Raw genomic sequence first — 25,886 nt, 5'->3', positions numbered from 1 at the left:
TTAGATTGTTGCTAACAGAAGATGAATGGGGTGGGGGAACATGAAGAAACATTATTTGGCTTGTTTGTTGTGTCTGTTCTTTTTATTGGCTTTGCCAGTACAGGGCTTTGCAGTAGCGGGTGGACATGGAGGTGGCTCAACGAGAAGCGGTGGATCTGGTGGAAGTTTTGGTGGTAGTTCGGTCGGACATCATTTTTATGACGATCGGCCAATTATCGGACGATCACGAGGGTATTATCGATCGAGTTCATACGGTGACGTAGAGGACTATGTATTAATGGGGGCGTCTGTTGGTGGTTTTGCGGCGTTTGCTTTATTTAAAAGGAAGAAAGAACAGCACAGTGTGACCAGAGAGCTATTTTCTCGTATGCCGGGGAAAAAGAAAGCGAAGAAAAGATTGCTTTCAGAGATCGAAACCAGCTTCTTTGCGATTCAAAACGCTTGGGAACATGAAAAAATGGAAAAAGCCTCGCGCTATTATACGAAAAAATTATTTTTGGAGCATCAACAAGTCTTACAAAAGAATCAAGCAGAAGGTATTAAAAATCATACTAAAAAAATCGTACTGCAACAGTTGGGGAACTATCGTCAAATAGAGGAAGACAGTTTCTCGATCCGAATTGATTTTAGTTGCTATGATTATACGATTGATCGAAAAAATAACCTGCTCTTATCAGGGTACAAGCATCAGCGACAATATTTTTCTCAGATCTGGTATTTCAATTATTCAGACAAAGAACAAAAATGGCAGGTAGATTATATCCAACCGATTTCATTGGGTTAAGGTAACGGTAGGAATGATTAGTGGATGCTGAGTTTATTGATAACAAGCATAAATCAAAAAATGGCATAGAGGGGGAGCCGTGATCAGAATGAATCTGATCGGCTCTCTTTTTTTGTGGGAATGTTTTTCTTTTTTAGTGAAGTACGGGGATATTCACAGAAATGTTAGCCAGCTGATGATATGAGCCTAACTATCAGGATTCGTTTTTCAACAGAACTGGTGGAGTAACTAAGAGGAGTATACCCTATAATAGCTAAAAGAGAACCTCACGTTAATTAATTTCCGCTACCTAGGAAAAAAGTAAGTTTGAAAGCGCATACCTCGGTAGCTAAACTAAACGTGTAAGAAAAAAAGGGGAGATGGTAAAGATGGCAAAAAATATTTTGTTGATTTGTGGTTCTGGTGCTTCTAGTGGATTTATGGCGGCTGCTATTCGAAAAGCAGCGAAAAAAAGAGGGGAAGAAGTAACTGTAAAAGCGGCTAGTGAGTCGCAATTGGATGAACGGATCAATGAGATCAATTATCTGTTGATTGGTCCGCATTTGTCTTATATGTTGGCAGATCTCAAAGCACAAATTGAAGGAAAGAACGTGAAAGTAGCAGTCATTCCACAAGCAACCTATGGCACTTTAAATGGAGATAAGGCACTAGATCTGATTTTAAGTATGGAGGGCTAACGAATGATGAATAAAATTATGGACTTCATGACGAACAAATTTGCGCCAAAAGTAAATAAAATTGTTAAGAATCCTTGGGTCTCGGCGATCCAAGATTCGATCATGGCGGCTTTGCCGTTAGTTTTTGTTGGTTCTTTAGTTACAGTGGTTTCTCTGCTAAAAAATCTTTTTGCAGGTTTACCTGATTTTTCAATGATTAGTAATTTTTCTTTTGGGATGTTTGGTTTGATTGTTTCTTTTTTGATTCCTTATTATCTCATGGAAAAAAAGGGAAACAGCGGTCAAAAGCTGATTTCAGGTGCTACCGGATTAGTGTTATTCATGATGTTACTATTTCCAACAGTATCTGCTGAAGGAAATGCTACGTTTATTCTTTCTCGGTTTGGCGCTACAGGCATGTTTCTTGCGATTATTTCTGGTCTTTTTGTTGCCTGTGTGATGAATTTTGCTGCTAAAAGATCATTTTTCGATGAAGATACACCGATCCCTGATTTCGTGGTGGGGTGGTTTAATAGTTTATTGCCGATTACGTTTATCTTGATCGTTGGTTGGTTTATCACGGTACAAATGAATGTTGACTTCTTTGAAGTGGTCGTTTGGGCATTCAGTCCATTGGCAAAAATCGTGCAATCTTATCCAGGTTTTGTCTTATCCGTTTTTATCCCAGTCTTTTTATATACGTTCGGTATTTCAGGTTGGGTGATGATGCCGGCCATCTATCCTGTATATATGGCTGGATTAGCTGCTAATGCTGAGGCTGTTGCAAATGGTGGACAAGCAATGAACATTGCTACTCAAGAAACTTGTTATGCTTTTTCATCAATGGGTGGTGTGGGGACTACCTTGGCCTTGTCTGTGATGATGTTGCTGTTAAGTAAATCAGCACAATTAAAAGCGATTGGTAAAGCGGTCTTTATCCCTTCGATCTTTAATATTAATGAACCGTTGGTTTTTGGGGCACCGATTGCTTTTAATCCTTATTTGATGATTCCTATGTGGATCAATGCACTGATCGTACCAACGATTTCTTATGTTGTGATGAATATGGGCTTCGTGAATATTCCTAGTCAATCATTCTTGTTGTGGTACATGCCATATCCATTTACATCTTATTTAGCCACTCAAGATTTCCGTGCGGTCATCGTCTGTCTGTTGATCTTTGTTATTACATGGTTTATCTTCTTACCATTTTTTAAAGCATATGATAGTTCATTATTAAAACAAGAAAAAATTGCTGAAGAACAAGAAGCGGCGCAAGCAAAAGCAATGCAAGCTTCAACGGCTCAATAATTGGAGGTAGTAGTATGTCACAACAGTTTGTGGAAGAAACAGATAGCCTAAACGAATTATCGATGAATATTTTGATCCATGCAGGTAATGCTCGTGAATTACTGGTAAAAGGTCTGAATGCACTGGAGGAAATGGCGTTCGATGAAGCAGAAGAATTGATTCAATCGGCACATAAAGAAGTGGTGATTGCTCACGGCTTGCAAACAGATACGTTACAAATGGAAGCTTCAGGAGAGCAGATCCGCTATTCTACGTTGTTCTGTCATGCGCAAGATACGCTGATGACAGCGCAAAGTGAGATATTGATTGGTGAACATATGGTGCGGTTGTTTCGAAACTTTTCAAAAAAATTAACTAAATAGGAGGTATTTCATGTTTAAAGAATACAAAATGCCAAAAGATTTTCTTTGGGGAGGGGCGATTGCTGCCAACCAAGCAGAAGGGGCGTATCAAGTTGATGGTAAGGGCATCAGCCTCGCTGATTTACATGTTTTCCATGCGGATAAAACAAATGCAGAAATTGCGGAAGAGCAACATAAAGGAATGTCTTTGGCTCAGTTGAAGGCGAATATGACAGATGAACAAGGCTATTATCCTAAACGCCATGGGATCGATTTTTATCATACCTATCCTGAAGATTTAGCGCTATTAGCAGAGATGGGCTTTAAAACGTTTCGGACGTCGATTGATTGGTCGAGGATTTTTCCTACGGGCGATGAAACGGAACCGAATGAAGCGGGTTTGGCTTATTATGATGCATTGATTGATAAAATCCATGAGTTAGGGATGGAGCCGATTATTACGATGCTTCATTATGAAACACCAGTAGACATTACTTTAAACTACGGTGGTTGGCATAATCGGAAAGTGATCGATCTATTTGTGAAATATGGAAAAACAATTTTAGATCGTTACAAAGATAAAGTGAAGTACTGGATCGTCATCAATCAGATCAACTTGATCCAATTTGAACCATTCAATTCAACGGCTATACCTTATGATACGGTGGATCATTACGAAGAAGCTAGTTATCAAGCGATCCATAATCAGTTCGTTGCCAGTGCTAAAATCTATGAATATGGGAAAAAGCTCAACCCTGAAATGCAAATCGGAACGATGGTTGCAGATTGCACCGCCTATCCATTTTCTTGCGATCCAGATGATATCATTTTGGCTTTACGTCGTAATCGGATGGAGTATTTCTATACAGATGTGCAATTTCGAGGAGAATATCCTCAGTATGCGTTGAATTATTTTGCTGAAAATAATATCCATCTCGAGATCACTGAAGAAGATAAAGCCATTTTACAAGCGAATACGATGGATTATCTGGCTATTTCTTATTATTATTCGCAAATGGTCGACTCCAAGAAAAACGATTTGAACCCTGCATCGGTGACACCTAACCCGAACTTGAAAGCTAATCCATGGGGGTGGGCAGTGGATCCTAAAGGGTTGTATCATTCACTTTCGCAATATTGGGATCGTTATGGTAAAGCGATTATTATTGCAGAAAATGGCTTTGGAATGTATGACCAGTTGGAAAACGGCAAGATTCATGATGATTATCGGATCGATTATCTGGCTAGTCACATTGAAGAAATGAAACGTGCGATGTATGATGGAGTCAATGTGATTGCTTATTGTGCCTGGGGGCCGATTGACATTATCAGCTGTTCATCTGCTCAAATGGAAAAACGTTATGGATTTATCTATGTGGATCTGGATAATGAAGGAAAAGGTAGTGGTGATCGGATCAAAAAAGATAGTTTTTACTGGTACAAAAATGTGATTGAATCGAATGGAGAAAATTTGTAAAGTCGCCAGTTTAAAGAATAGGTGTGATGCGAGACATGGATCTTCGTATCCACCTTTTTTTGAGATAGTGTGGCAAATCAATGGATAGCAACACATGTGTGGGGGAGATAGAAAGTGGCAACGAAAAGGCAAAGAGAGATTATCGCGTATCTTGCAAAACGACAGCAGCATTGGGTCACTGCGACGGAACTAGCAACATTTTGTAACTGTACGACTCGAACCATTCGTAATCAAATCACAAAGATCAATGAGACAGAGCAACAAATTATTTCTAGTAATCAAGGGTATCGGATCAAACAACCTACCCAGGATAAGCAAGTGATCCAAACAACGAATGACCGGCAATCACAGTTGTTTTTGACGTTGTTAAAAAGCAATCATGGCATTGATCTCTATGATTTGGCAGACACGATGTTTCTCTCTGAGTCAACGTTAAAAAATGACATCCAGCTTTTACGTAACGAGATTCAAAACAAACAATTGAAATTAACGATCAAAGCCAATCAAATTTATTTAGAAGGATCAGAAAGTGATAAAAGGCGTTACATGATTTCGCTATTGTATGAGGAAGGCGATTACCAGGAAAAACTAAAGTATCATGTCCAAGATATGATTGGTACGCTTTCGCTTATTGATCTAGAGCAAACCATCCATGATGTCTTAGCTTCACACAAAATCAAAATCAATCGCTATTCGATGAACAATATTGTGCTTCATTTTGCGATTAGTATTGAACGGATCCGCCAAGGAAATGATTTGAAAAGTGTGAAGGACTTTCCATTAAGAAATGATGCAACGGAATTTCAATTGTGTGTGGAGATTACTGAACTTCTTTCGAACACTTATCACATTCATTTTTCTGATGCTGAAGTCAAGCAGTTATCCTTACTTTTTATTGGATTACAAAATGAATATCTTACGAATCGCAAAGAGCTATCCTTGTCCAAAATTGTTGAAGCTCGAGTGATCGAAACACTAAATGAAGTTTTAGAGAAAGTCAAAGAAACCTATTTGATTGATTTACAAGATGAAGCTTTTTTCAATAAATTAGCTATCCATCTGCAAAATCTTTATGATCGCTCTCAATATGAACGGTTCACCCGGAATAGCAGCCTTTTAGATATTAAAACAGCCTATCCGTTAACGTATGACATTGCGGTTTACTTGTCGATGTTGGTACAGGAAAAATTAGCGATTTGGTTTAATGAGGATGAGATTTCTTTTATCGCTTTACACATCGGGGCTTACTTAGAAAGCAAAAAAGAAAAAAGACCAAAGTTGCGAGTGCTAGTTGATCACAACAATTACCATGATTTTGAAGAAACAAACGTTCAAAATATTCGTAGTATGCTAGGGGAAGATGTGGAGATCGTGGCGGTTGATCATCACGAGGTAAGCATACAAGAAAATGACGTGTATGTCTCTTCTGATCGTGACAGAGTGACTGAAATCAATGGCGCAGTATATGTCCATCCTATTTTGACACGTAAAGATTTTGCAAAGATCCAAAAACGGGTGACTGCCAAGCGAAAAAGTAATTGGCGAAAACAGATGTTTCATTTGATTGATCGGTTTATTATTGAAGATCTCTATTTTAATCAATTTGATCCGACCGATCAGACACCTAAAATGATTCGGGAAAAATTGTTTGATCGATTGTTAGTGACAGGGTATGTGGAGGAAGAATTTTCCCAGAGGATGGAAAAACGAGAAGCGATGTCATCGACCAGTTTCCCATCAGGTATCGCAGTACCCCACTCGCTGGAACAACAGGCGAAAAAAAGTGCCCTTTCGATTATGACCTTGCAAGAAACCCTCAAATGGGACGAATATCCTGTTCAAATCGTAGCTTTAGTTGCGATTTCACAAGATGAAGCCAAAGAATTTAATGATTTTTTTGAAATGTTTATCGAAATCGTTTCTGATCCGATCAATGTGCGATTGTTAGCGGGTGCAGAAAATTTTACAGAATTCATCTTAAAAATGAAAATGTTGGTCGAAACGGAAGAATAATCCGTGAATGTTGAGGGCGTTGGTTTTATTCTTGCATGATAGGAAAGCTCGCTTTTGTCTTAGGGATCACTGCTAATCGATCATTGCCAAAGTAGCCGAAAGCTTTCTATTGATGTTCGGTTACTTTTTTTGTGCTTGCAGTGATGGAAGGAAGTAATTTGAAACATCTTTCTGCTAACTTCCAATTGAACGGAGAAGTTTAGGATTGCCCATTTTTCTCTTAGGCAAGCTGATTTCACGTAAAGTAGTGTAAAAAGAAGGCTAAGCTATAGAATAAAATTGTGTAATAAATCTTAGATAGGTATAATGTAAGGCAAAAGGGAGGAATAAAACATGAAAATTGCAATTGCAGGAGCTGGAGCGATGGGAAGTCGTTTCGGTCTGATGTTACATCAAGGTGGAAACGAAGTACTATTGATCGACGGCTGGGCAGATCATGTCCAACAAATCAAAGAGCATGGGTTAAAAGCAGATTTCAATGGCAAAGAAGTAGTTGAGAAGTTACCAGTCGTTCTTCAATCAGAAGTAGGCGAAGAAGATCAGGTAGATTTGATCATCTTATTTACTAAAGCGATGCAATTAGAAAAAATGCTAACAGATATCCGTCCATTGATCAAAGAAGAAACGGAAGTATTATGCTTATTGAATGGTATCGGACATGAAGATATCATTGAAAAATTTGTTCCAATGGCAAACATTTATATTGGTAACACCATGTGGACGGCGGGCTTAGAAGGACCTGGAAAAGTCAAACTGTTTGGAAGTGGTTCAATTGAGCTGCAAAATCTTGGAGAAGGCAAAGAAGAACAAGCGAAAGCACTAGCTGAAAAATTATCAGAATCAGGCTTACATGCGAAATTCTCTGATAACATCCATTATTCCATTTACCGTAAAGCTTGTGTGAATGGCACGATGAATGGGTTATGCACGATTTTGGATGTGAACATGGCAGGGTTAGGTCAAACTTCGACTGCGCATAAGATGGTGGAAACGATTGTTCGTGAATTTGCGGCAGTGGCAGAAGCTGAAAATATCCACTTAGATATCCCAGAAGTGATCGCTCATTGTGAATCTTGTTTCGATCCAGAAACGATCGGATTACATTATCCATCCATGTATCAAGATTTGATCAAGAATCACCGCTTGACGGAAATCGACTACATCAACGGTGCGGTTTCAAGAAAAGGGAAGAAATATGGTATTGCAACACCTTATTGTGACTTCTTAACAGAATTGATCCATGCGAAAGAAGATAGCTTGCAGGTAAAATAAAGGGGGATAATTGATGGAACAGACACAAAGCATGTCACCAAAGATTTTTCTGAACAAAGTACTAGCTGGTACAGCAACGGGGATTATCATCGGATTGATTCCTAACGCAGTATTAGGGGCGATTTTAAGATACTTTAGTGGTTCTTCTTTTGCGATGGCTGTTGCTCAAATGGCGGTCATCTTCCAATTAGCGACACCGTTGATTATCGGTGGATTGATTGCTTTGCAATTTGGTTTTGCACCGATGAAGATGATGGTGGTGGCTGGTGCCGCATTTGTCGGGTCAGGGGTGGTGAAGTTTACTCCTGAGCTTGGTGAAACAGGTGTGTATGTTGGTGCTGGTACAGGCGATATCATCAATACGATGATCACTGCTTCTATCGCAGTTGGGTTGATTTATCTGATTGGTGAACGGTTTGGTTCGGTAGCGATTGTGTTGACTCCGATCGTTGTTGGTGTCGGCGCAGGAGTGATCGGGTTTTATCTCTATCCTTATGTGGCAGATATTACCTCAGCTATCGGGACGGTCATCAATAACTTCACGACACTACAACCTTTACTGATGTCGATCTTGATTGGCTGTTCTTTTGCCTTCTTGATCATTTCACCGATTTCCACCGTAGCAATCGGAGTGGCGATCCAACTAGATGGTGTTTCAGCAGGAGCGGCAGCAATGGGTGTCGCAGCAACGACTTTCGTTTTGATCGTGAACTCGTGGAAAGTCAATAAATCAGGAGTGACGATCGCCATTACGTTAGGAGCGATGAAGATGATGATGCCTAATCTGTTTCGCAGACCGGTTATTCTCGTTCCTTGTCTGATCAGTGCAGTGATTACAGCTATTCCAGTTGCTTTGTTGTCTATTTCAGGAACCCCTGCCTCGGCTGGTTTTGGGATCGTTGGCTTAGTTGGTCCTTTAGCTTCTTTAGATGCAGGTCTAAATCCGGCTCTTGTTGTTTTGAGCTGGTTAGTCGTCCCAGTTGCGGCAGCATTGTTCACTCAGTTTTTATGTGAGAAAGTATTGAAACTATATGATCGAGCAGATGTGTTTGAATTCTTAGGCTAGTGAAACGGCTGATTTTTTGGCTGAGTCTGCTCCTTTGATAGTGAGACAAATCATCTCAATAAAAAAAGCTTGAATTTTTAATTCCTTTTTTCGAAGGAGATTAAAAGTTCAGGCTTTTTTAATATAAAAAACGAAATTTTTTGTGGATATAGATCAGTGTAGGTATTTTTTTGCTTCTTAGTAGCATTATTTAGTAATATTGATAGTATTTATTTTTCATTAAGCGGTATAATGTTTTTGAATATAATGGAGGGGCGTAATATGGAGATAATGCAAGCGAGTATCAGAGTTCCAAAAAACCAATTGGTAGAAAAAGTGAAGGAATTACATTTTTCAGAAAAAATTGTTAAACATTTAAATGGGGCAATAGTGACGAGTGGTACCGTCATGGAAATTATAAATAAAGGAGAATACGTATTAGATATTCCACCGGAAATATTAAAGGGACTAAAAAATGGAACGTATCGTTTTGTCTCTGGGAAAGATGGAGTATATGCACAGATTGCTGATAAAAAAAGTGGCGAATTTGTTAAAAATTTGACATTAAAAAATGGAACAAGTGTTTGTTCAGCTTTAGGTCCTGCGGCAATAGTAGTAGGAGTCATGTTAGAACTTAAAAAAATCGAAGACAAATTAGATGATCTTAATTTGAAAATAGACGAAGTAATCAAAAATTTTGAAAATGATCGTTATGCAGGTGTAGTTTCTGCTAAAGAGAAATATGAACAATCAGTGTTAATAAAAGATCCTCAAATAAAAAAACAGTTATTAGTTAATGTGCTAAATGATATCACTACTGTGAAATATCAATTGTTAAAACAGTTAGAAGGAAAGGTAATCAGTTACCGAAAAAACCGTATGAAATTTGGTGATAAAGAAAAGTCAGCAAATGATATATTGCAAAATATTTTATTTATAAATGAGAGTTTTAATATCCAAGTAAATTGCCTTTCAGATTTAGATGAATATGTTGCTTTGAACTATAGCTTAAATCTCCATAAAAAAGATTTGGAAAGCATTTTGACTAGAGAAATGGCGTTAAAATTAGATGAGTATTTTCAAAAATCAACCAATCCAATAACAGAAGCAATTGATGATATTCATACGTTGATTCATACTATCTCTGATATGATCGAAGCGGATCCTGAGTATATTTTAAGTGGATATGTAACGGACTAATGGGGGGAAAGCAATGTATAAATGTACAAATTGTGGACGAGAAATATCTGAACCTAAAAAACTATGTGCATATTGTAAAAAAGAAAAAAATAGGATAACGAACGTGAGTAAACGAGCGTTAAAAAAGACAGTAGAATTTACGAATGAAAAGACAGAAGTAATCGGCAACAAGTTCTCTTCTTTGAAAATAAAACAATTGAAGTCATCAATAAAAATAAATACAAGCATGAAAGAAACAGGTACTAAAGTCAAAACAGAGGTCACGGATACACTAGCCAAAGTTACTGAACAACTAGTAAAAAAAGGAAATAGTCAAAAGAAAAAAAATAAAAAATAATCTTATCGAAAAATTCATTCTAAATCTATCAAAACACCTTCTTTGAGACTAAGAAATTCAAAGAAGGTGTTTTGTCTTATAGAATAACCAAATAAGTCAGCTTGTTTATTTGGTCAAAGAAAAAGGGAAGTCTTCAGCGTCGTGTTTTGTAGGATTAGGAACAATCCCCAACTGATAAGCAATCGTGCCACCAGTCAACAAGTCTTCATGTGTAAAGAAGAGTTTGCGATAGCTAGTTTCGTTTCTTGTGATCTCATGGATAAATTGTTGTTGTGGGTGATTAGGGCTTGTTTCGATTGTTAAATGTTCACCATTAGACAACGTAAGCACAGCTTTGTCGACTAAAGGCATCCCGATGACATATTCACCTGTTCCTGGCGTGACAGGATAAAAGCCTAAACTATTAAAGATATACCAACCTGCCATGCTCCCATTGTCTTCATCTCCTGGATAACCGGTCGGGGTATCATCGAATGTTTGTGTCAGCAATTGTTTGATCAATGGTTGTGCCATTTCGGGTTTACCAATATAACTGAATAAATAAGGATAGTGGAAGCTTGGTTGATTGGAGATGGCAACTTGTCCAAACTCGATCGCTGCCATTTCACTCATTTCATGGATCTCAAAACCATAACCGCCAACTTCAAAAGTCGGTGCTTGGTTACATAATTCAATCAGTTTTTCTTCAAATTGATCTGGTCCACCGTGAGCATTGATCAAACCAGCAAAATCATGGTAAACAGCAAAGCTACTTTGCCAAGCGCTACCTTCTGCATAATCCTGACCCCAACGTGTGGAAGAAAACGGAGTACGGAATCTTCCTTCGGGATCTTTGGAACGCATGAAGCCGGTTTCCGGATCAAAGACATTTTGATAATTGAAAGATTGCTTTTGATAGTGTTGTGCGGTTGCTGCTTCATTCAAGCCGGTGGCTACTTGGCTGATACAAAAGTCACTATAAGCGTAATCAAGGGTGTGGTTGATTGATTCGTGGTAAGTATTTGGTACATAACCATATTTTAGATAATCATTCGTTCCTTGACGTCCGTAATTTTGTTTTTCACTTTGGACCGTAGCGCCTTTTTTCATTGCTTCGAGAAATTCAGCCATTAAATCTTTACGGATTCCCTTAACCGAGGCATCAGCGATCACTGCATCAATCAATGTTCCTGGCATGAGTCCACGCTCATCTGGCGAAAGCCATTTTGGTAAAAAGCCAGTTTCACGATAGCTGTTCAAAAAGCCTTCAAGCATCTCTTCATATTTTTCGACAGCAATCAAAGAGTAAAGTGGATACACTGTTTTATAAGTATCCCAAAAACCATTATTGGTATAAAGTACACCTGGTTTTACACTTCGACTAGTGGTATCATAATGGATTTTTTGTCCGGTCGAGTCGATTTCATAGAACGTTTGTGGGAATAAAAATACACGGTAGAGATTGTGGTAAAACGTCCGTAACTGTTGCGGATCATGATGCTCGACTTTGATTCGGTCAAAATAGTTTTGCCATTGTTGTGAACTATTCAGCAAATAGTCATCAGGCGTTTGATGTAACTCTTGTTCTAGATTAAATGAAGCTTGTTCAGAACTGATGAAGGAAGTACCGAAACGAATGACTTGTTTTTTTACGTCGCCAAAATAAATCGGAATCGACCCAGCGTCATCGGCTGCTAACTGTGACAATTCCTTTGATTGGATTGGCTGTTCAAAATGTAAGACAAAATAGAACGTAAAATCAGGATCTTCGGCGCCTGCAAAATGAGTGACTTGTCCTTCAATCGTATAGGGATCTTTTAGAACTAATTGATGTTTACCAGGAAATGACAAAAGTAAACCGCTATCATTTTTGTGGTAATCAATGGTTAGGACACCACCGTACATGCTAGGGATCAACGTGGAGCGAATACCATCACGTAATTGGTTGATCGTTAAATGAGTTGGACAGAATGTGCTTTCTTCTGGACGATACGAACTTTGTGCATGGAACAGGGTATTCTCAGGTAATAACCCATTGATCGGAGTGAAGACAAAATAGCTGAAGTCACCCATCCATGGACTTGGCTGATGAGTCAAACGGTAGCCTTGGAAGGTGTGATCGTCAGGATGGAACCACCAGCTACCTTTTTGATCAGTTGTCTGTGGGGCAAAGTAATTCATCCCAAAAGGAACACCAGTATAAGGCTGGCAGTTCCCATTTGAGAAGTTCGCTTGATTGGCTGTACCGTGACGAGTATCAATATGTTGAATGTTCATGTTAAATCTCCTTTGTTGAGTGTCGTTTAATAAATGAGACTGGTTGGCTCGTATCTTCGGGAATGTTATTTGTTTTGAGCCAAGTGATCAAAGCATTTCCTGCAAGTTCTCCTAGTTGGTGGAAATCTTGAGCAATCGTTGTTAATGGTGGATCAACTAAAGCGGCTGCTTGGATATCATCGAATCCAACGATCGAAAAATCATCTGGGATACGATAGCCTTGTTGTTTTAAATGATTCATCGTTTGAATAGCTACCAGATCGTTTTCGCAGACAAACGCAGTGACCTGATGTTCATTGATGTAGGTCAGTAACGTTTCAATCGTAGTGCCTTTTGCATCTAAAGTTGTATGAAACGGCAAATTGGCTTTGTCCAAAGCTTCCAGGTAACCCAAGTATCGTTGTCGGACAGATTGTGGATGCGCCTGTTCACCAAAAAGATAGGCAATCTTTTTATGCCCTTTTGAAATCAAATGAGCCGTAGCCAAAGAACCACCTTGGAAATTATCTGAAAGGACAGTTGGAAAAGGAAGTTCATAGATTTTTTTATCTAAAACAACAACTGGGAATTGTTTCAATGATAATTCAAAGAGCAGATCCAGATGTTGATCGGTCGCAAACGCATAATAAATCATTCCGTCAAATTCTTGCATGATTTCCTTCGCCGTTTTGTTTGCCAGAAAATCAACAGTCGTCATCATGACCTCTAACTGATTTTCTTGCATCACTGGATTTAGTCCTTTTGTAAAATCTCCGACAGAAAGGTCAGATAAAAAGGGAAGTAGGAACAGGATGCGACTATTTTTAATCACATCGTTTCTATTAAGATCACTAGTCGTTGCTTTGACAAAACTGCCTTTTCCTCTGACACGATAAATCAGACCTAATTGTTCTAATTCAGTTAATGCACGTTTAGAAGTGATTCGACTCACTTGATACTTGGTGGACAATTCCTTTTCGGTAGGTACCTGGCTGTCAACAGGTAACGATCCATCAGCAATTGCTTGTTGTAAGTCATGAAAGATTTGTTGGTATAGTGGTTGATTCATAAAAGCACCTTCTTATAAGATATATCATATAAAGATCATAGCATAAAACCACTAAAAGTAAATAAGAAAAATCTCATTTTGAAAGCGTAGACAATTGTAAAGTGACGAGGTATAATCCTCTTATGATATATCAATAAAGAAAAGAGGAAAATAAATGGCATATAAAGATATACCAAAGTCAGTTCGACAGTTTATGGATGAAATTACTGCAAAATGTGGGGAAGAGCATGCAGACTGGGCAGCGAATTTCTCTGCTGCCTTTGCCAATACATTGTTAACGACAGTCAAAAGACATGAAGACGGGACGACTTTCTTATTAACTGGTGATATTCCAGCGATGTGGTTGCGTGACTCCACCGCTCAAGTCCGTCCATATTTAGTCATTGCAAAAGAAGATGAAGACTTAGCTTCGATGATTAGTGGGCTTGTCAAAAAACAATTTGAATATATCAACATCGATCCATACGCAAACGCATTCAATGAAGAAGCAAATGGAGCGGGGCATCAAAGTGACCATACTGAAATGAATGATTGGATCTGGGAGCGTAAATATGAAATCGATTCCTTATGTTATCCTATCCAATTAGCTTACTTATTATATAAGAACACTGGTCGAACGGACCAATTGAATGATTCGTTTGTTGAAGGAATCAAAAAAGCCTTACATGTCTTCAAAACCGAACAAGATCACAATCAATCTCCTTATACTTTCGAAAGAGATACGACGAGGAAAGAAGATACCTTAGTCAACGACGGGCGTGGAAGTGCAGTTGCACCAACTGGAATGACTTGGTCTGGTTTTCGTCCAAGCGATGATGCGTGTCAATATGGCTACCTCGTTCCTTCAAATATGTTTGCTGTAGTAGTGCTGGGTTATATTGAAGAAATCTTTACGAACATTCTCACGGAAGAAACAAGTAGTAAAGCAATCCTTGAAGAAGCCAAACGTTTAAAAGAAGATATCCAAAAAGGAATCGAAGACTATGCGCTGACTAAAAACCAACAAGGAGAAACTATCTATGCTTATGAAGTTGATGGATTAGGAAACGCTTCTATTATGGATGACAGTAATGTACCTAATTTGATTGCTGCTCCGTATTTAGGTTACTGTTCTACCACAGATGAACAATATTTGGCAACGAGAAAAACGTTACTAAGTAAAGAGAACCCTTACTTCTATGAAGGGAAATATGCAAAAGGGATCGGATCATCTCACACTCCAGAAAATTACATCTGGCCGATTGCATTAGCGATGGAAGGGATGACCACTGAAGATAAAGAAGAGAAAAAGCGGATTTTAGACTTATTAGTTGCGACAGATGCTGGTACACATTTGATGCACGAGGGGTTTGATGTCGATGATCCAAACAACTACACCAGAGAATGGTTCTCTTGGGCGAACATGATGTTTTGTGAATTAGTGATGGATTACTTTGATATTCGAGTAGCGAAATAGGAGGAATAAAATGAAAAAGAAAGTATATATCATTTCACACAGTCATTGGGATCGTGAATGGTACATGGCTTATGAACAGCATCATATGCGTTTAGTCGAATTGATGGATGATCTTTTGGAATTATTTGAAACCGATCCAGATTTCAATAGTTTCCATTTAGATGGACAAACGATTATTTTAGATGATTATTTACAAGTACGTCCAGAAAAGAAAGAAGCGGTGCAACGAGCTATTGATGCGGGTAAATTAAGGATCGGTCCTTTTTATATTTTACAAGATGATTTCTTGATCAGTTCAGAAGCGAATGTCCGTAATATGTTGATTGGAATGGAAGAAAGTAAGAAGTGGGGAACGCCTGTGATGCTCGGTTATTTCCCGGATACTTTTGGAAATATGGGGCAAACACCACAAATGATGAAACAAGCAGGACTTTCAGCTGCTGCTTTTGGACGAGGCGTAAAACCAATTGGCTTTGATAATCAAGTCTTGGAAGCAGAAAATTATTCTTCTCAATATTCTGAAATGTGGTGGAAAGGACCAGATAGCACAGAAATCTTTGGGTTACTGTTTGCCAATTGGTACAGTAATGGAAATGAGATCCCGGCTGAAAAAGAGAAAGCAAGAGCCTTTTGGGACCAAAAGCTGGCAGATGCAGAGCAATATGCATCAACCGATCATCTGTTGATGATGAATGGAGTGGATCATCAACCGGTTCAAAAGGATGTAACAGCAGCAATCAAATTAGCGAATGAATTATATCCAGAGTATGAATTTATCCATTCCAATTTTGTCGATTATCTTGCAACGGTGCAAAAGGACTTGCCAGAAGAACTTGGTTCCGTTGAGGGAGAGTTGACCAGTCAGGAAACAGATGGCTGGTATACGTTAGCGAATACTGCTTCAGCACGTGTCTATTTAAAACAATGGAATACCAAAGTTCAAAGACAAATTGAAAATATTGCTGAGCCATTAGCAACGATGGCTTATGAAGTCACAGGTAAATATCCCCATGATCAATTAGATTATGCGTGGAAAACGTTGATGCAAAATCATCCACATGACAGTATTTGCGGGTGTTCGGTTGATTCTGTCCATCGAGAAATGATGACACGTTTTGAAAAAGCAGATGAAGTAGGGAAGTATTTAGCAGAAGAAGCGATCAAACAACTTGCCCAAGCGATCGACACTAGCAGCTTACCAGCAAAAAGCTATCCTTTCTTAGTTATGAACACGGCTGGATCAGCAAAGACTGGTGAAGCAGAAATAACGATTGAGTTAGAAAGAAAATGTTTTGCAGAAGGAATACCTGAAAAATTATATGAAGAACTAGAAAAGCAACCACCAAAAAGCTATCATGTAGAAACATCCAATGGTGAAGAAGTCCCTGCATCACTATCAGAAACATTTGTGACGTTTGATTATGATCTGCCCAAAGATCGGTTTAGGATTCCTTACATGGCGAGAAAAATCACGGTCACTTTACCAGTGAGCGAAATGCCAGCTTTTTCTTGGAACACGTACGTATTAATAGAAGGAAAAGCTAAAGAAGAAAAAGAGACGATGATCCAAAACGATGGACGAGTATTAGAAAATCAACAAGTTCGGCTAGAGATCAAACCGAATGGCACCTTGACGTTGAAAGACAAATCAACGGGCAAACAACTAGATGAATTATTGACATTCGAAGATGTTGGGGATATTGGAAATGAATATATCTTCAAACAGCCTGAAAATGACCAACCTATTTTATCAAAGGAAAATGATCAAAGTACCGTAGAAGTCGTAACTGATACGAGTGAATTAGCACAAGTAAAAGTTACCCAGGAATTATTGATCCCAGTAGCTGCTGATGAACGTTTAGCAAAAGAACAACAGATGGTCATTGAGTTTCGTCACCGTAAAGCAGGTCGTTCAAAAGAAAAGCGTGTGTTAGAAGTAACAACTGTTATCACTTTAAGAAAAGACAGCAAAAAAATCGACTTTGAAACAAAAGTGAATAATCAAATGGATGATCATCGCTTACGTGTGTTGTTCCCAACAAAGTTACATGTGAAACAACATCAAGCTGATAGTATTTTTGAAGTGGTTACCCGTCCCAATGATGTATCAAGTAGTTGGGAAAATCCAACAAATCCACAGCATCAACAGGCGTTCGTTCATTTAGAAGGAAACGATTATGGCGTAACAGTTGGCAATTATGGATTAAATGAATATGAAGTAATCGATGACAGTGTGATTGCGGTGACTTTACTACGTTGTGTAGGGGAATTAGGCGATTGGGGATATTTTCCAACACCAGAAGCCCAATGTCATGGGGTACATTGCTTTAACTACAGTATCGAAGTGCATCAGCCAGAAGAAAAATTTGCTAGTTACCATCATGCTTATAGCGCACAGATTCCTTTTTCTACCACGCAAATGGCGATTCAAACAGGAACCTTGCCAGCTGAAAACAGCTATTTAACTTGCGAAGGGGAAACGTTTGCAATTACTGCTTTGAAACGAAGTAAATTTAGTGATAAAGTAGTGGTGCGTGGGTTTAATCTGTCCGGTCTTGATTCACCATTACAAATCACTAAAAATGGGAAACAAGGGGAATTATTGAATCTGCTAGAAGAAACAGTTGAGCAAACGATTGCTCCGACCGTTAGACCTTATGAAATTCGGACAATCGGATTCGAGGAGGAATAAGCAATGTATGGTGGAATAGAAGCAGGGGGAACAAAATTCATCTGTGCCGTTTCAAATGAAGGCGTTATCGTAGAAAGAGTAAGTATTCCTACAACTACACCTGAAGAAACACTAAAGCAAGTATTTGATTTTTTTGATCAATATGAACTAGAGGCGTTAGGGATCGGTTCGTTTGGTCCGATCGGTATTGATAAAAATGCCGATAATTATGGGTATGTTTTGGCAACACCTAAACCTGGATGGGGAAACTACAATTTTTTAGGCAGCATCCAAGAACGTTACGGGATTCCGATGGCTTGGACGACAGATGTGAATGCAGCAGCTTACGGCGAATTGCTAAAAGGAGCCGCACAAGGGAAAAAGAGTTGTATTTATTTGACTGTCGGTACAGGGATCGGTGCCGGTGTGGTCCTTGAAGGAGATATTTTTTCTGGACTTGCCCACCCAGAAATGGGGCATATATGGGTAAAACGTCATCCAGAGGATACCTATGAAGGAACATGTCCTTACCACAAAGATTGTTTGGAGGGGTTAGCGGCTGGACCTTCAATTGAGGCACGAACTGGAATCAAAGGCCAAGAACTTCCTCAAGATCATCCAATATGGGACATCCAAGCCTATTATATTGCTCAAGCATTGATCAATTATACGTTGACGTTAGCTCCTGAAAAAATCATTTTAGGTGGCGGAGTGATGAATCAAGACCACTTGTTGCATAAAATTCGACAACAATTCGTTGAGTTAATGGGTGGGTACATGGAAACGCCACAAGTAGATGAGTACATTGTACGCTGGGGGCTGCCGAATGAGAGTGGAATTATTGGCAGTTTGCTTTTAGCAGAAAAAGAACATGGTAAACAATAAGGTGTATATATTCTATATATAGTAATAAAAAACGGCTAGAGGTGTATCCCTAGCCGTTTTTTGATTGTGATCAGTAGTGGATCGCTCCTTACAATAGTGTCTTTACCATAAACCAGGGAGGGCTTTTGCGACAATGGTTTCTTGCGTGAAAGGATGAGACATGTGTAATTCTAACGCATGGAGCATGAGACGGTTCGCAGGCCGTGTTTGGTAAAGTGGATCACCGACAATGGGATGACCAATGTGAGAGAGATGGACCCTGATTTGATGAGTACGTCCGGTTTCCAAGACACAGTAAACCTGAGTCTGACCATTTACTACTTGATCAACGGAAACATGTGTGAGAGCCGTTTGACCTTTATGAGGATCTACCACCCGTTTTCTGCGATCGTGCCGATCACGACCGATTTTATCTTTTAAAATCAAATCCTCTTTGATTGTTCCCCAGACAAGTGCTTGGTATCGTCGATAAATCTTCTTTTGTTCCAACATTCTGCCTAGGATAGGTAAAACAAAGGGATTTTTAGCAAATAAAATTGCACCACTTGTTTCTTTGTCCAATCGATGCACGACATAAGGGCGTTGCTCTTTTTTCTTTAAATACGCAGCTAAATGATTCAATAAAGTATCATTTTCGGTTGGTTCATTCGGATGAGTTTTCATGCCGGCGGGTTTATTGACAATGAGTAAATGATCGTCTTCATATAATGGTTGGACGAAGGAAGCTTTACCCAATTGGACTTCTTGGTATTGATAATCAGTTTCTTCAAAACGTAACGTAATATGGTCACCAGCGTGGACTTCAAAATGAAATAAGGCAGGTTCTTGATTGATCCACACATTTTTTCTTATACGTAAAAAGTGGCGGACTTTTCTTGGAACGAGCCATTCTTGTTCTAATAATTCTCGAATGGTGGTTGTTGGCTGGGTGTCAGGTAACGTAATCGTGATTTCCATAAAAATACTCCTTTTAGCAAAAATGCAGCTCTATTGTACCATTTTTAAAACTTATTTAAGAAAAAAGTGACTAATTTCTGATACTTCTTATGCTAAACTATCGTCAAAACTTAAAAAAACAGTTTGCCTACATCTCAAGCAGGAAGAATGAAGAACGTACCTGTGGTAGAATAAGGCGATTCAATCAAATAGACAGGAGAAGAATAAATGGATTTTCAAAGCATTTTAAGTAAAATAAAAGCTGCTTTGATCAGTTTTTGGCATTGGATTAAACCTTATTTAGGGCGATTCCATCGATGGCGAAAACGTATATGGAAAAAGTATCATATCAATAAACTGATCCTATTGATTGGCTTGATCTGTGTATTGATCGTCAGTATCTATCTTTTTATTTTAGCAAAACAGGCAAATGTCTCCACATTAAAATCGGGGCTAAGTCAGTCTACCGTTATCTATGATAAAAAGAATGAAGAAGCAGGCACCCTGTATGCTCAAAAAGGGACTTATGTGGAATTGAATGCAATCTCTCCAGATATCCAAAATGCGGTTATCTCAACCGAAGATCGTAATTTTTATCAGCATCATGGATTTGATATCAAAGGGATCGCTCGGGCAGCAGTTCGGATGGTCCTTTCAGGTGGCACTTCTGGTGGAGGTGGGAGTACAATTACCCAACAATTAGCTAAAAATGCTTATTTGACACTTGATCAAACTTTTGACCGTAAAGCAAAAGAATTATTTTTAGCCATTGAAATTGAAAAGAAATACAGCAAAGAAGAGATTTTGACCATGTATCTCAACAATGCTTATTTTGGAAATGGGGTATGGGGCGTACAAGATGCTTCAAGGAAATACTTTGGGGTAGATGCTAATCAGGTTAATTTAGCAGAAGCGGCAACGTTAGCTGGGATGCTTAAAGGTCCGGGTATCTATAATCCGATCGATCACCCAGAAAATGCAAACAATCGAAAAAACACCGTATTGAGTGTCATGGAAGAAAACGGCAAGATCACGAAACAACAATACCAAACGGAAAGCAAAGTGGATATCAAACAATACGTGAAAGATACGTATGATAATTCGGAATCAGGCTATCGCTATCCTTATTACTTTGATGCCGTGATTGATGAAGCAGTCAATGATTATGGTTTAGATGAAGAAGATGTGATGAACAAAGGATACAAAATCTATACATCACTTGATCAAAATTATCAAAAACAATTAGAAACAACGTATCAAAACAATGCACTGTTTCCGGCAAATGCTGCGGATGGGGCAATGGTTCAATCCGCATCAGTCGCATTAGATCCTAAAACTGGTGGAGTTGAGGCGCTGGTAGGGCGACGTGGCGAACATGTTTTCCGAGGATTCAGTTTTGCAACACAAATGAAACGTTCTCCTGGCTCAACGATCAAACCATTGAGTGTGTATGCACCAGCGTTAGAAGCGGGATACACCCCAGCAAGTATTTTGAAAGATGAACCATTATCTTATTATAAAGCTCATAATTACGACGGGACGTACCGTGGTGAAGTACCGATGTATCAGGCGGTTGCTGAAAGTTTGAATCTTCCTGCTGTATGGTTGCTTCATGAAATCGGTCTTCAAAAAGGTTATGATAAAGCAGAAGAATTTGGATTGCCTCTATCGAAATCAGATAAGTATTATGGTTTAGCATTAGGTGGTTTAGCTAAGGGAGTTTCGCCGTTAACGATGGCTGGAGCTTACAGTGCATTTGCTAACGCTGGTAAAATGTACAAACCACATCTGATTACTAAAATCGTGGATTCAACGGGTGCAGTAATTGTTGATAAGACCAATGAAAAACCTAAACAAGTCATTTCAGAAGAAACGGCTAATCAAATGACTTCAATGCTGCTTGGGACTTTTTCTAATGGGACAGCCGTTGCAGCTAAACCGGCTGGTTACACAGTCGCAGGGAAAACAGGAACGACTGAAACCAATTTTGATCCTACCAAAGCTAACGACCAATGGATTGTTGGCTATACGCCTAATGTCGTGATTTCAACTTGGATGGGATATGAAGAATCTAGTGAATTGCATTATTTAGCAGGAACAAGTGGGAATGTGGTTGGTAAAGTCTTCAAATCGGCCGCAGAAGGCATTCTTCCTTATACCGAGCAAGAGCCTTTCCCTGTAGCAGATGCATATGCTACTGGCGGAAAAGTAGTCCCTGCTGATCAAGTCAATAATAATACGCAAACCAATGAGAACTCAGAACAATGGAAAGAAAATCTGAATAAATACGGGGAACAAGCTAAAGATGGGCTGAAAAATATCGGTGATATGGTAAAAGAAGGCGTAAGAGGTTTAGGTGAAGCTGCGAAAGATCTCTGGCGGAAATATCAAGGACAGTAATCCTATGAAAAACGATAAACAAATGGTACAATAAAACTAAACGATCTATAGAAAAGAGGCTAACTATGTCAAATATTTATGATAGCGCAAATCAAATCGAACGCGAGATTCGCGAATTGCAAGAATTCAAAGCTTTAGAAGAAGCCTATGCAAAAGTTAAAGCAAATGAAGAAGCACATCGTCTATTCAAAGATTTCCAAGCGATGCAAATCGAATTGCAGGAAAAACAAATGAGCGGGCAAGAATTTAGCGATGAAGATGCAATGAAAGCGCAAGAAATGGCAATGAAAATTCAATCAGAAGAAGTGATCAATGATTTGATGCAAAAAGAACAACAATTCAGCACGATCATCAATGACTTGAATCGCATCATCATGACACCAGTTAGAGATTTATACAGCGAATAATTAACGTTGTAGAAAATAATTTAGCCAGAACAAGCAAAAGCAACGTAAAACAAAATTGTTTTGCGTTGCTTTTTTAGTATGAAGAAATCAGACGGGGATAACTCATAGAAAATTAGCTTATTTTTCATTGTTTAATAAATAATTATTGTTAACCTAGCTATAATAGCTGATTTTGTCTATTATAGAAGCGTAGAAATGTCTATTCAAGTAGTGAATTTCTCTCATATAAAGCAAGGAGGTGGAGCGATGAAACACAAAAAATTTTCTTGGAAAGATTTTTGGGAAATCAGTGGCTCGTATCTTTTCACGATTATTTTGCTACCCGCATTTTATTCTTTAACTACAAATCAGCCATTAACAAATGTTTTTAGCGACCAATATCTGATCGATATTCTTCTCTTGTTTCTTTTTGTGATCTTGCCATTAGCTATTTATAAAGGTGTGCGGTATCGAAAGTAAGATATGAGAGATATTTGATGTTTGAGCATGAAAATAGTTAGTCATTGCAGTAATCGTCTGAAGTACCGATGAGTCTAAATAAGAAGATAGGCAACTAAAGTAGGTTAGACCAATAGAGAGAAATAAAGTAAGGTACTGCTAAAATTAATTTTTAGCTTGACCATTCTTTTTTTTAATGGTAAAGTAATTGACGTTGCTGAAAAAGAGAAAAAGATCGTGAAATTTATTTAGAAAAATTCATTGACATTTACTTTTTAAGGTGATAAGATAACTAAGTCGTAAAAAATCAATAGCTTGCGAAGCTTGATTTCATCGAAAAAAACTTTAAAAAAGTTGTTGACAAATAACAAACGACGAGTTATGATAAATGAGTTGCTGAAACACTTCTGAAAAACGAAGTTAAAAAAACTTTTAAAAAAAGAGTTGACAAACAAACGTCGCTCTGATATGATATAAAAGTTGCTACGGCAATCTCAACTGATTAGCTTTTAATCAAGTAGACCTTTGAAAACTGAACAAAGCAAAGACAAACCAAATGTGTAGGGCGTCTTGATTGATTCAAGACAACAAACATTTTTAACAAGCAAGCAATATGCTAGCAAACAATTGAGCTTAACAATCGCAAGATTGTTCGAACTTTTTATGAGAGTTTGATCCTGGCTCAGGACGAACGCTGGCGGCGTGCCTAATACATGCAAGTCGAACGCTTCTTTTTCCACCGGAGCTTGCTCCACCGGAAAAAGAGGAGTGGCGAACGGGTGAGTAACACGTGGGTAACCTGCCCATCAGAAGGGGATAACACTTGGAAACAGGTGCTAATACCGTATAACAATCGAAACCGCATGGTTTTGATTTGAAAGGCGCTTTCGGGTGTCGCTGATGGATGGACCCGCGGTGCATTAGCTAGTTGGTGAGGTAACGGCTCACCAAGGCGACGATGCATAGCCGACCTGAGAGGGTGATCGGCCACATTGGGACTGAGACACGGCCCAAACTCCTACGGGAGGCAGCAGTAGGGAATCTTCGGCAATGGACGAAAGTCTGACCGAGCAACGCCGCGTGAGTGAAGAAGGTTTTCGGATCGTAAAACTCTGTTGTTAGAGAAGAACAAGGATGAGAGTAACTGTTCATCCCTTGACGGTATCTAACCAGAAAGCCACGGCTAACTACGTGCCAGCAGCCGCGGTAATACGTAGGTGGCAAGCGTTGTCCGGATTTATTGGGCGTAAAGCGAGCGCAGGCGGTTTCTTAAGTCTGATGTGAAAGCCCCCGGCTCAACCGGGGAGGGTCATTGGAAACTGGGAGACTTGAGTGCAGAAGAGGAGAGTGGAATTCCATGTGTAGCGGTGAAATGCGTAGATATATGGAGGAACACCAGTGGCGAAGGCGGCTCTCTGGTCTGTAACTGACGCTGAGGCTCGAAAGCGTGGGGAGCAAACAGGATTAGATACCCTGGTAGTCCACGCCGTAAACGATGAGTGCTAAGTGTTGGAGGGTTTCCGCCCTTCAGTGCTGCAGCTAACGCATTAAGCACTCCGCCTGGGGAGTACGACCGCAAGGTTGAAACTCAAAGGAATTGACGGGGGCCCGCACAAGCGGTGGAGCATGTGGTTTAATTCGAAGCAACGCGAAGAACCTTACCAGGTCTTGACATCCTTTGACCACTCTAGAGATAGAGCTTCCCCTTCGGGGGCAAAGTGACAGGTGGTGCATGGTTGTCGTCAGCTCGTGTCGTGAGATGTTGGGTTAAGTCCCGCAACGAGCGCAACCCTTATTGTTAGTTGCCATCATTTAGTTGGGCACTCTAGCAAGACTGCCGGTGACAAACCGGAGGAAGGTGGGGATGACGTCAAATCATCATGCCCCTTATGACCTGGGCTACACACGTGCTACAATGGGAAGTACAACGAGTCGCAAAGTCGCGAGGCTAAGCTAATCTCTTAAAGCTTCTCTCAGTTCGGATTGTAGGCTGCAACTCGCCTACATGAAGCCGGAATCGCTAGTAATCGCGGATCAGCACGCCGCGGTGAATACGTTCCCGGGCCTTGTACACACCGCCCGTCACACCACGAGAGTTTGTAACACCCGAAGTCGGTGAGGTAACCTTTTGGAGCCAGCCGCCTAAGGTGGGATAGATGATTGGGGTGAAGTCGTAACAAGGTAGCCGTATCGGAAGGTGCGGCTGGATCACCTCCTTTCTAAGGAATATTACGGAGACTACACTGTTTGTTTTTCACTTTGTTCAGTTTTGAGAGGTTTACTCTCAAAGAGATATTTTTGTTCATTGAAAACTGGATATTTGAAGTAAATTAGTAATACAAACCGAGAACACCGTGTTGAATGAGTTTTTTAATAAGTTCAATTGCTTATTTTCTTGATCGGACTTCTATCGCTAGAAGAAAGATCAAAACCCAACCGCAAGGTTGATAAGGTTAAGTGAATAAGGGCGCACGGTGGATGCCTTGGCACTAGGAGCCGATGAAGGACGGGACTAACACCGATATGCTTTGGGGAGCTGTACGTAAGCTATGATCCAGAGATTTCCGAATGGGGGAACCCAGCATCTTTTATAGGATGTTACGTTTGCGTGAATACATAGCGCATTCGAGGTAGACGCAGAGAACTGAAACATCTAAGTACCTGCAGGAAGAGAAAGAAAATTCGATTCCCTGAGTAGCGGCGAGCGAAACGGGAAAAGCCCAAACCAATGAGCTTGCTCATTGGGGTTGTAGGACTCCAATATGGTAGTTCTTTCAGATAGTCGAATGACTTGGAAAAGTCAGTCAAAGAGGGTAAAAACCCCGTAGATGAAATTTGGAAGGCACCTAGGAGGATCCTGAGTACGGCGGAACACGAGGAATTCCGTCGGAATCCGGGAGGACCATCTCCCAAGGCTAAATACTCCCTAGTGACCGATAGTGAACCAGTACCG

The 25,886-nt window shown here is 39.5% G+C and carries 19 protein-coding genes and 2 rRNA genes (1 of these 21 cut by a window edge); 18 read left to right on the top strand and 3 right to left on the bottom strand.

Translation table 11 applies throughout. The features are described from left to right. Positions 1-40 precede the first annotated feature (40 nt). The 10 genes from IGJ18_RS12020 (at position 41) to IGJ18_RS11975 (ending at position 10,436) form a co-directional block, all read left to right on the top strand. Positions 41-784, top strand: a complete 744-nt coding sequence (locus IGJ18_RS12020; protein WP_178306368.1) for a hypothetical protein — start codon at positions 41-43, stop codon at positions 782-784. Positions 785-1,143: 359 nt separating this feature from the next. Next, positions 1,144-1,461 (top strand): PTS sugar transporter subunit IIB, encoded by a 318-nt coding sequence (locus IGJ18_RS12015; protein WP_196763502.1) that lies wholly within the window; start codon positions 1,144-1,146, stop codon positions 1,459-1,461. A gap of 6 nt (positions 1,462-1,467) precedes the next feature. After that, positions 1,468-2,751: a PTS sugar transporter subunit IIC gene (locus IGJ18_RS12010; RefSeq protein ID WP_218619969.1), complete on the top strand. Its 1,284-nt coding sequence runs from the start codon at positions 1,468-1,470 to the stop codon at positions 2,749-2,751. Between the two features lie 14 nt (positions 2,752-2,765). Beyond that, the gene (locus IGJ18_RS12005) at positions 2,766-3,113 is read left to right on the top strand and encodes a PTS lactose/cellobiose transporter subunit IIA (protein WP_010720932.1); all 348 of its coding nucleotides are present in this window, start codon (positions 2,766-2,768) and stop codon (positions 3,111-3,113) included. 10 nt (positions 3,114-3,123) lie between these two features. Beyond that, entirely contained in the window at positions 3,124-4,569 is a 1,446-nt protein-coding gene (locus IGJ18_RS12000) for a glycoside hydrolase family 1 protein (protein WP_034700425.1), read from the top strand. Between the two features lie 114 nt (positions 4,570-4,683). Next, complete coding sequence (locus IGJ18_RS11995; RefSeq protein WP_178306369.1) at positions 4,684-6,582, top strand: BglG family transcription antiterminator; 1,899 nt, start codon at positions 4,684-4,686, stop codon at positions 6,580-6,582. A gap of 333 nt (positions 6,583-6,915) precedes the next feature. After that, positions 6,916-7,854: a 2-dehydropantoate 2-reductase gene (locus IGJ18_RS11990; RefSeq protein ID WP_034700421.1), complete on the top strand. Its 939-nt coding sequence runs from the start codon at positions 6,916-6,918 to the stop codon at positions 7,852-7,854. Between the two features lie 13 nt (positions 7,855-7,867). Continuing rightward, positions 7,868-8,920, top strand: a complete 1,053-nt coding sequence (locus IGJ18_RS11985) for a PTS sugar transporter subunit IIC (protein WP_010720927.1) — start codon at positions 7,868-7,870, stop codon at positions 8,918-8,920. A gap of 261 nt (positions 8,921-9,181) precedes the next feature. Beyond that, on the top strand, positions 9,182-10,099 hold the full coding sequence (locus tag IGJ18_RS11980; RefSeq protein WP_438843363.1) for a hypothetical protein: 918 nt from the start codon (positions 9,182-9,184) through the stop codon (positions 10,097-10,099). Positions 10,100-10,112: 13 nt separating this feature from the next. Then, entirely contained in the window at positions 10,113-10,436 is a 324-nt protein-coding gene (locus tag IGJ18_RS11975) for a hypothetical protein (protein WP_010737055.1), read from the top strand. A 105-nt stretch (positions 10,437-10,541) separates the two neighbouring features. Here IGJ18_RS11975 and IGJ18_RS11970 read toward each other — a convergent pair whose 3' ends face one another. After that, complete coding sequence (locus tag IGJ18_RS11970; RefSeq protein ID WP_438843463.1) at positions 10,542-12,746, bottom strand: GH92 family glycosyl hydrolase; 2,205 nt, start codon at positions 12,744-12,746, stop codon at positions 10,542-10,544. After that, positions 12,694-13,740, bottom strand: coding sequence for a GntR family transcriptional regulator (locus IGJ18_RS11965; protein WP_010720919.1), 1,047 nt, complete (start codon positions 13,738-13,740; stop codon positions 12,694-12,696). Before IGJ18_RS11965 ends, IGJ18_RS11970 begins: the two co-directional genes overlap by 53 nt. A gap of 154 nt (positions 13,741-13,894) precedes the next feature. Here IGJ18_RS11965 and IGJ18_RS11960 point away from each other — a divergent pair, with 154 nt between their 5' ends. The 3 genes from IGJ18_RS11960 to IGJ18_RS11950 are packed head-to-tail and all read left to right on the top strand — an operon-like array spanning position 13,895 to position 18,752. Next, complete coding sequence (locus tag IGJ18_RS11960) at positions 13,895-15,196, top strand: glycoside hydrolase family 125 protein (protein ID WP_438843362.1); 1,302 nt, start codon at positions 13,895-13,897, stop codon at positions 15,194-15,196. Positions 15,197-15,206: 10 nt separating this feature from the next. Continuing rightward, entirely contained in the window at positions 15,207-17,888 is a 2,682-nt protein-coding gene (locus IGJ18_RS11955; protein ID WP_438843361.1) for an alpha-mannosidase, read from the top strand. A gap of 3 nt (positions 17,889-17,891) precedes the next feature. After that, the gene (locus IGJ18_RS11950) at positions 17,892-18,752 is read left to right on the top strand and encodes an ROK family protein (RefSeq protein ID WP_034700407.1); all 861 of its coding nucleotides are present in this window, start codon (positions 17,892-17,894) and stop codon (positions 18,750-18,752) included. Between the two features lie 102 nt (positions 18,753-18,854). On the opposite strand, the gene IGJ18_RS11945 is transcribed toward IGJ18_RS11950, so the two are convergent. Beyond that, complete coding sequence (locus tag IGJ18_RS11945; RefSeq protein ID WP_053766248.1) at positions 18,855-19,709, bottom strand: RluA family pseudouridine synthase; 855 nt, start codon at positions 19,707-19,709, stop codon at positions 18,855-18,857. Between the two features lie 207 nt (positions 19,710-19,916). On the opposite strand from IGJ18_RS11945, the gene IGJ18_RS11940 reads away from it, so the two are divergent. The 5 genes from IGJ18_RS11940 to IGJ18_RS11920 all read left to right on the top strand — a co-directional run. Beyond that, positions 19,917-22,088 carry a PBP1A family penicillin-binding protein gene (locus tag IGJ18_RS11940; RefSeq protein ID WP_034867921.1) on the top strand — a complete coding sequence of 724 codons (2,172 nt, stop codon included), beginning with the start codon at positions 19,917-19,919 and terminating at the stop codon, positions 22,086-22,088. 65 nt (positions 22,089-22,153) lie between these two features. After that, positions 22,154-22,495 (top strand): YlbF family regulator, encoded by a 342-nt coding sequence (locus tag IGJ18_RS11935; protein ID WP_010720913.1) that lies wholly within the window; start codon positions 22,154-22,156, stop codon positions 22,493-22,495. Positions 22,496-22,741: 246 nt separating this feature from the next. Beyond that, positions 22,742-22,954, top strand: a complete 213-nt coding sequence (locus tag IGJ18_RS11930) for a hypothetical protein (protein ID WP_010720912.1) — start codon at positions 22,742-22,744, stop codon at positions 22,952-22,954. 638 nt (positions 22,955-23,592) lie between these two features. Then, positions 23,593-25,152 (top strand): 16S ribosomal RNA (locus IGJ18_RS11925). A gap of 232 nt (positions 25,153-25,384) precedes the next feature. Further along, positions 25,385-25,886: ribosomal RNA gene (locus tag IGJ18_RS11920) — 23S ribosomal RNA — on the top strand; it runs 2,412 nt beyond the window's last position. The 16S and 23S rRNA genes sit together here, the layout of an rRNA operon.

Origin of the sequence: Enterococcus sp. AZ078, from assembly GCF_051714985.1 — a bacterium.
GTDB lineage: Bacteria > Bacillota > Bacilli > Lactobacillales > Enterococcaceae > Enterococcus_B > Enterococcus_B hirae.
The sequence above is the reverse complement of the archived record's forward strand: the minus strand, read 5'-3'. Positions and strand labels throughout refer to the sequence as shown.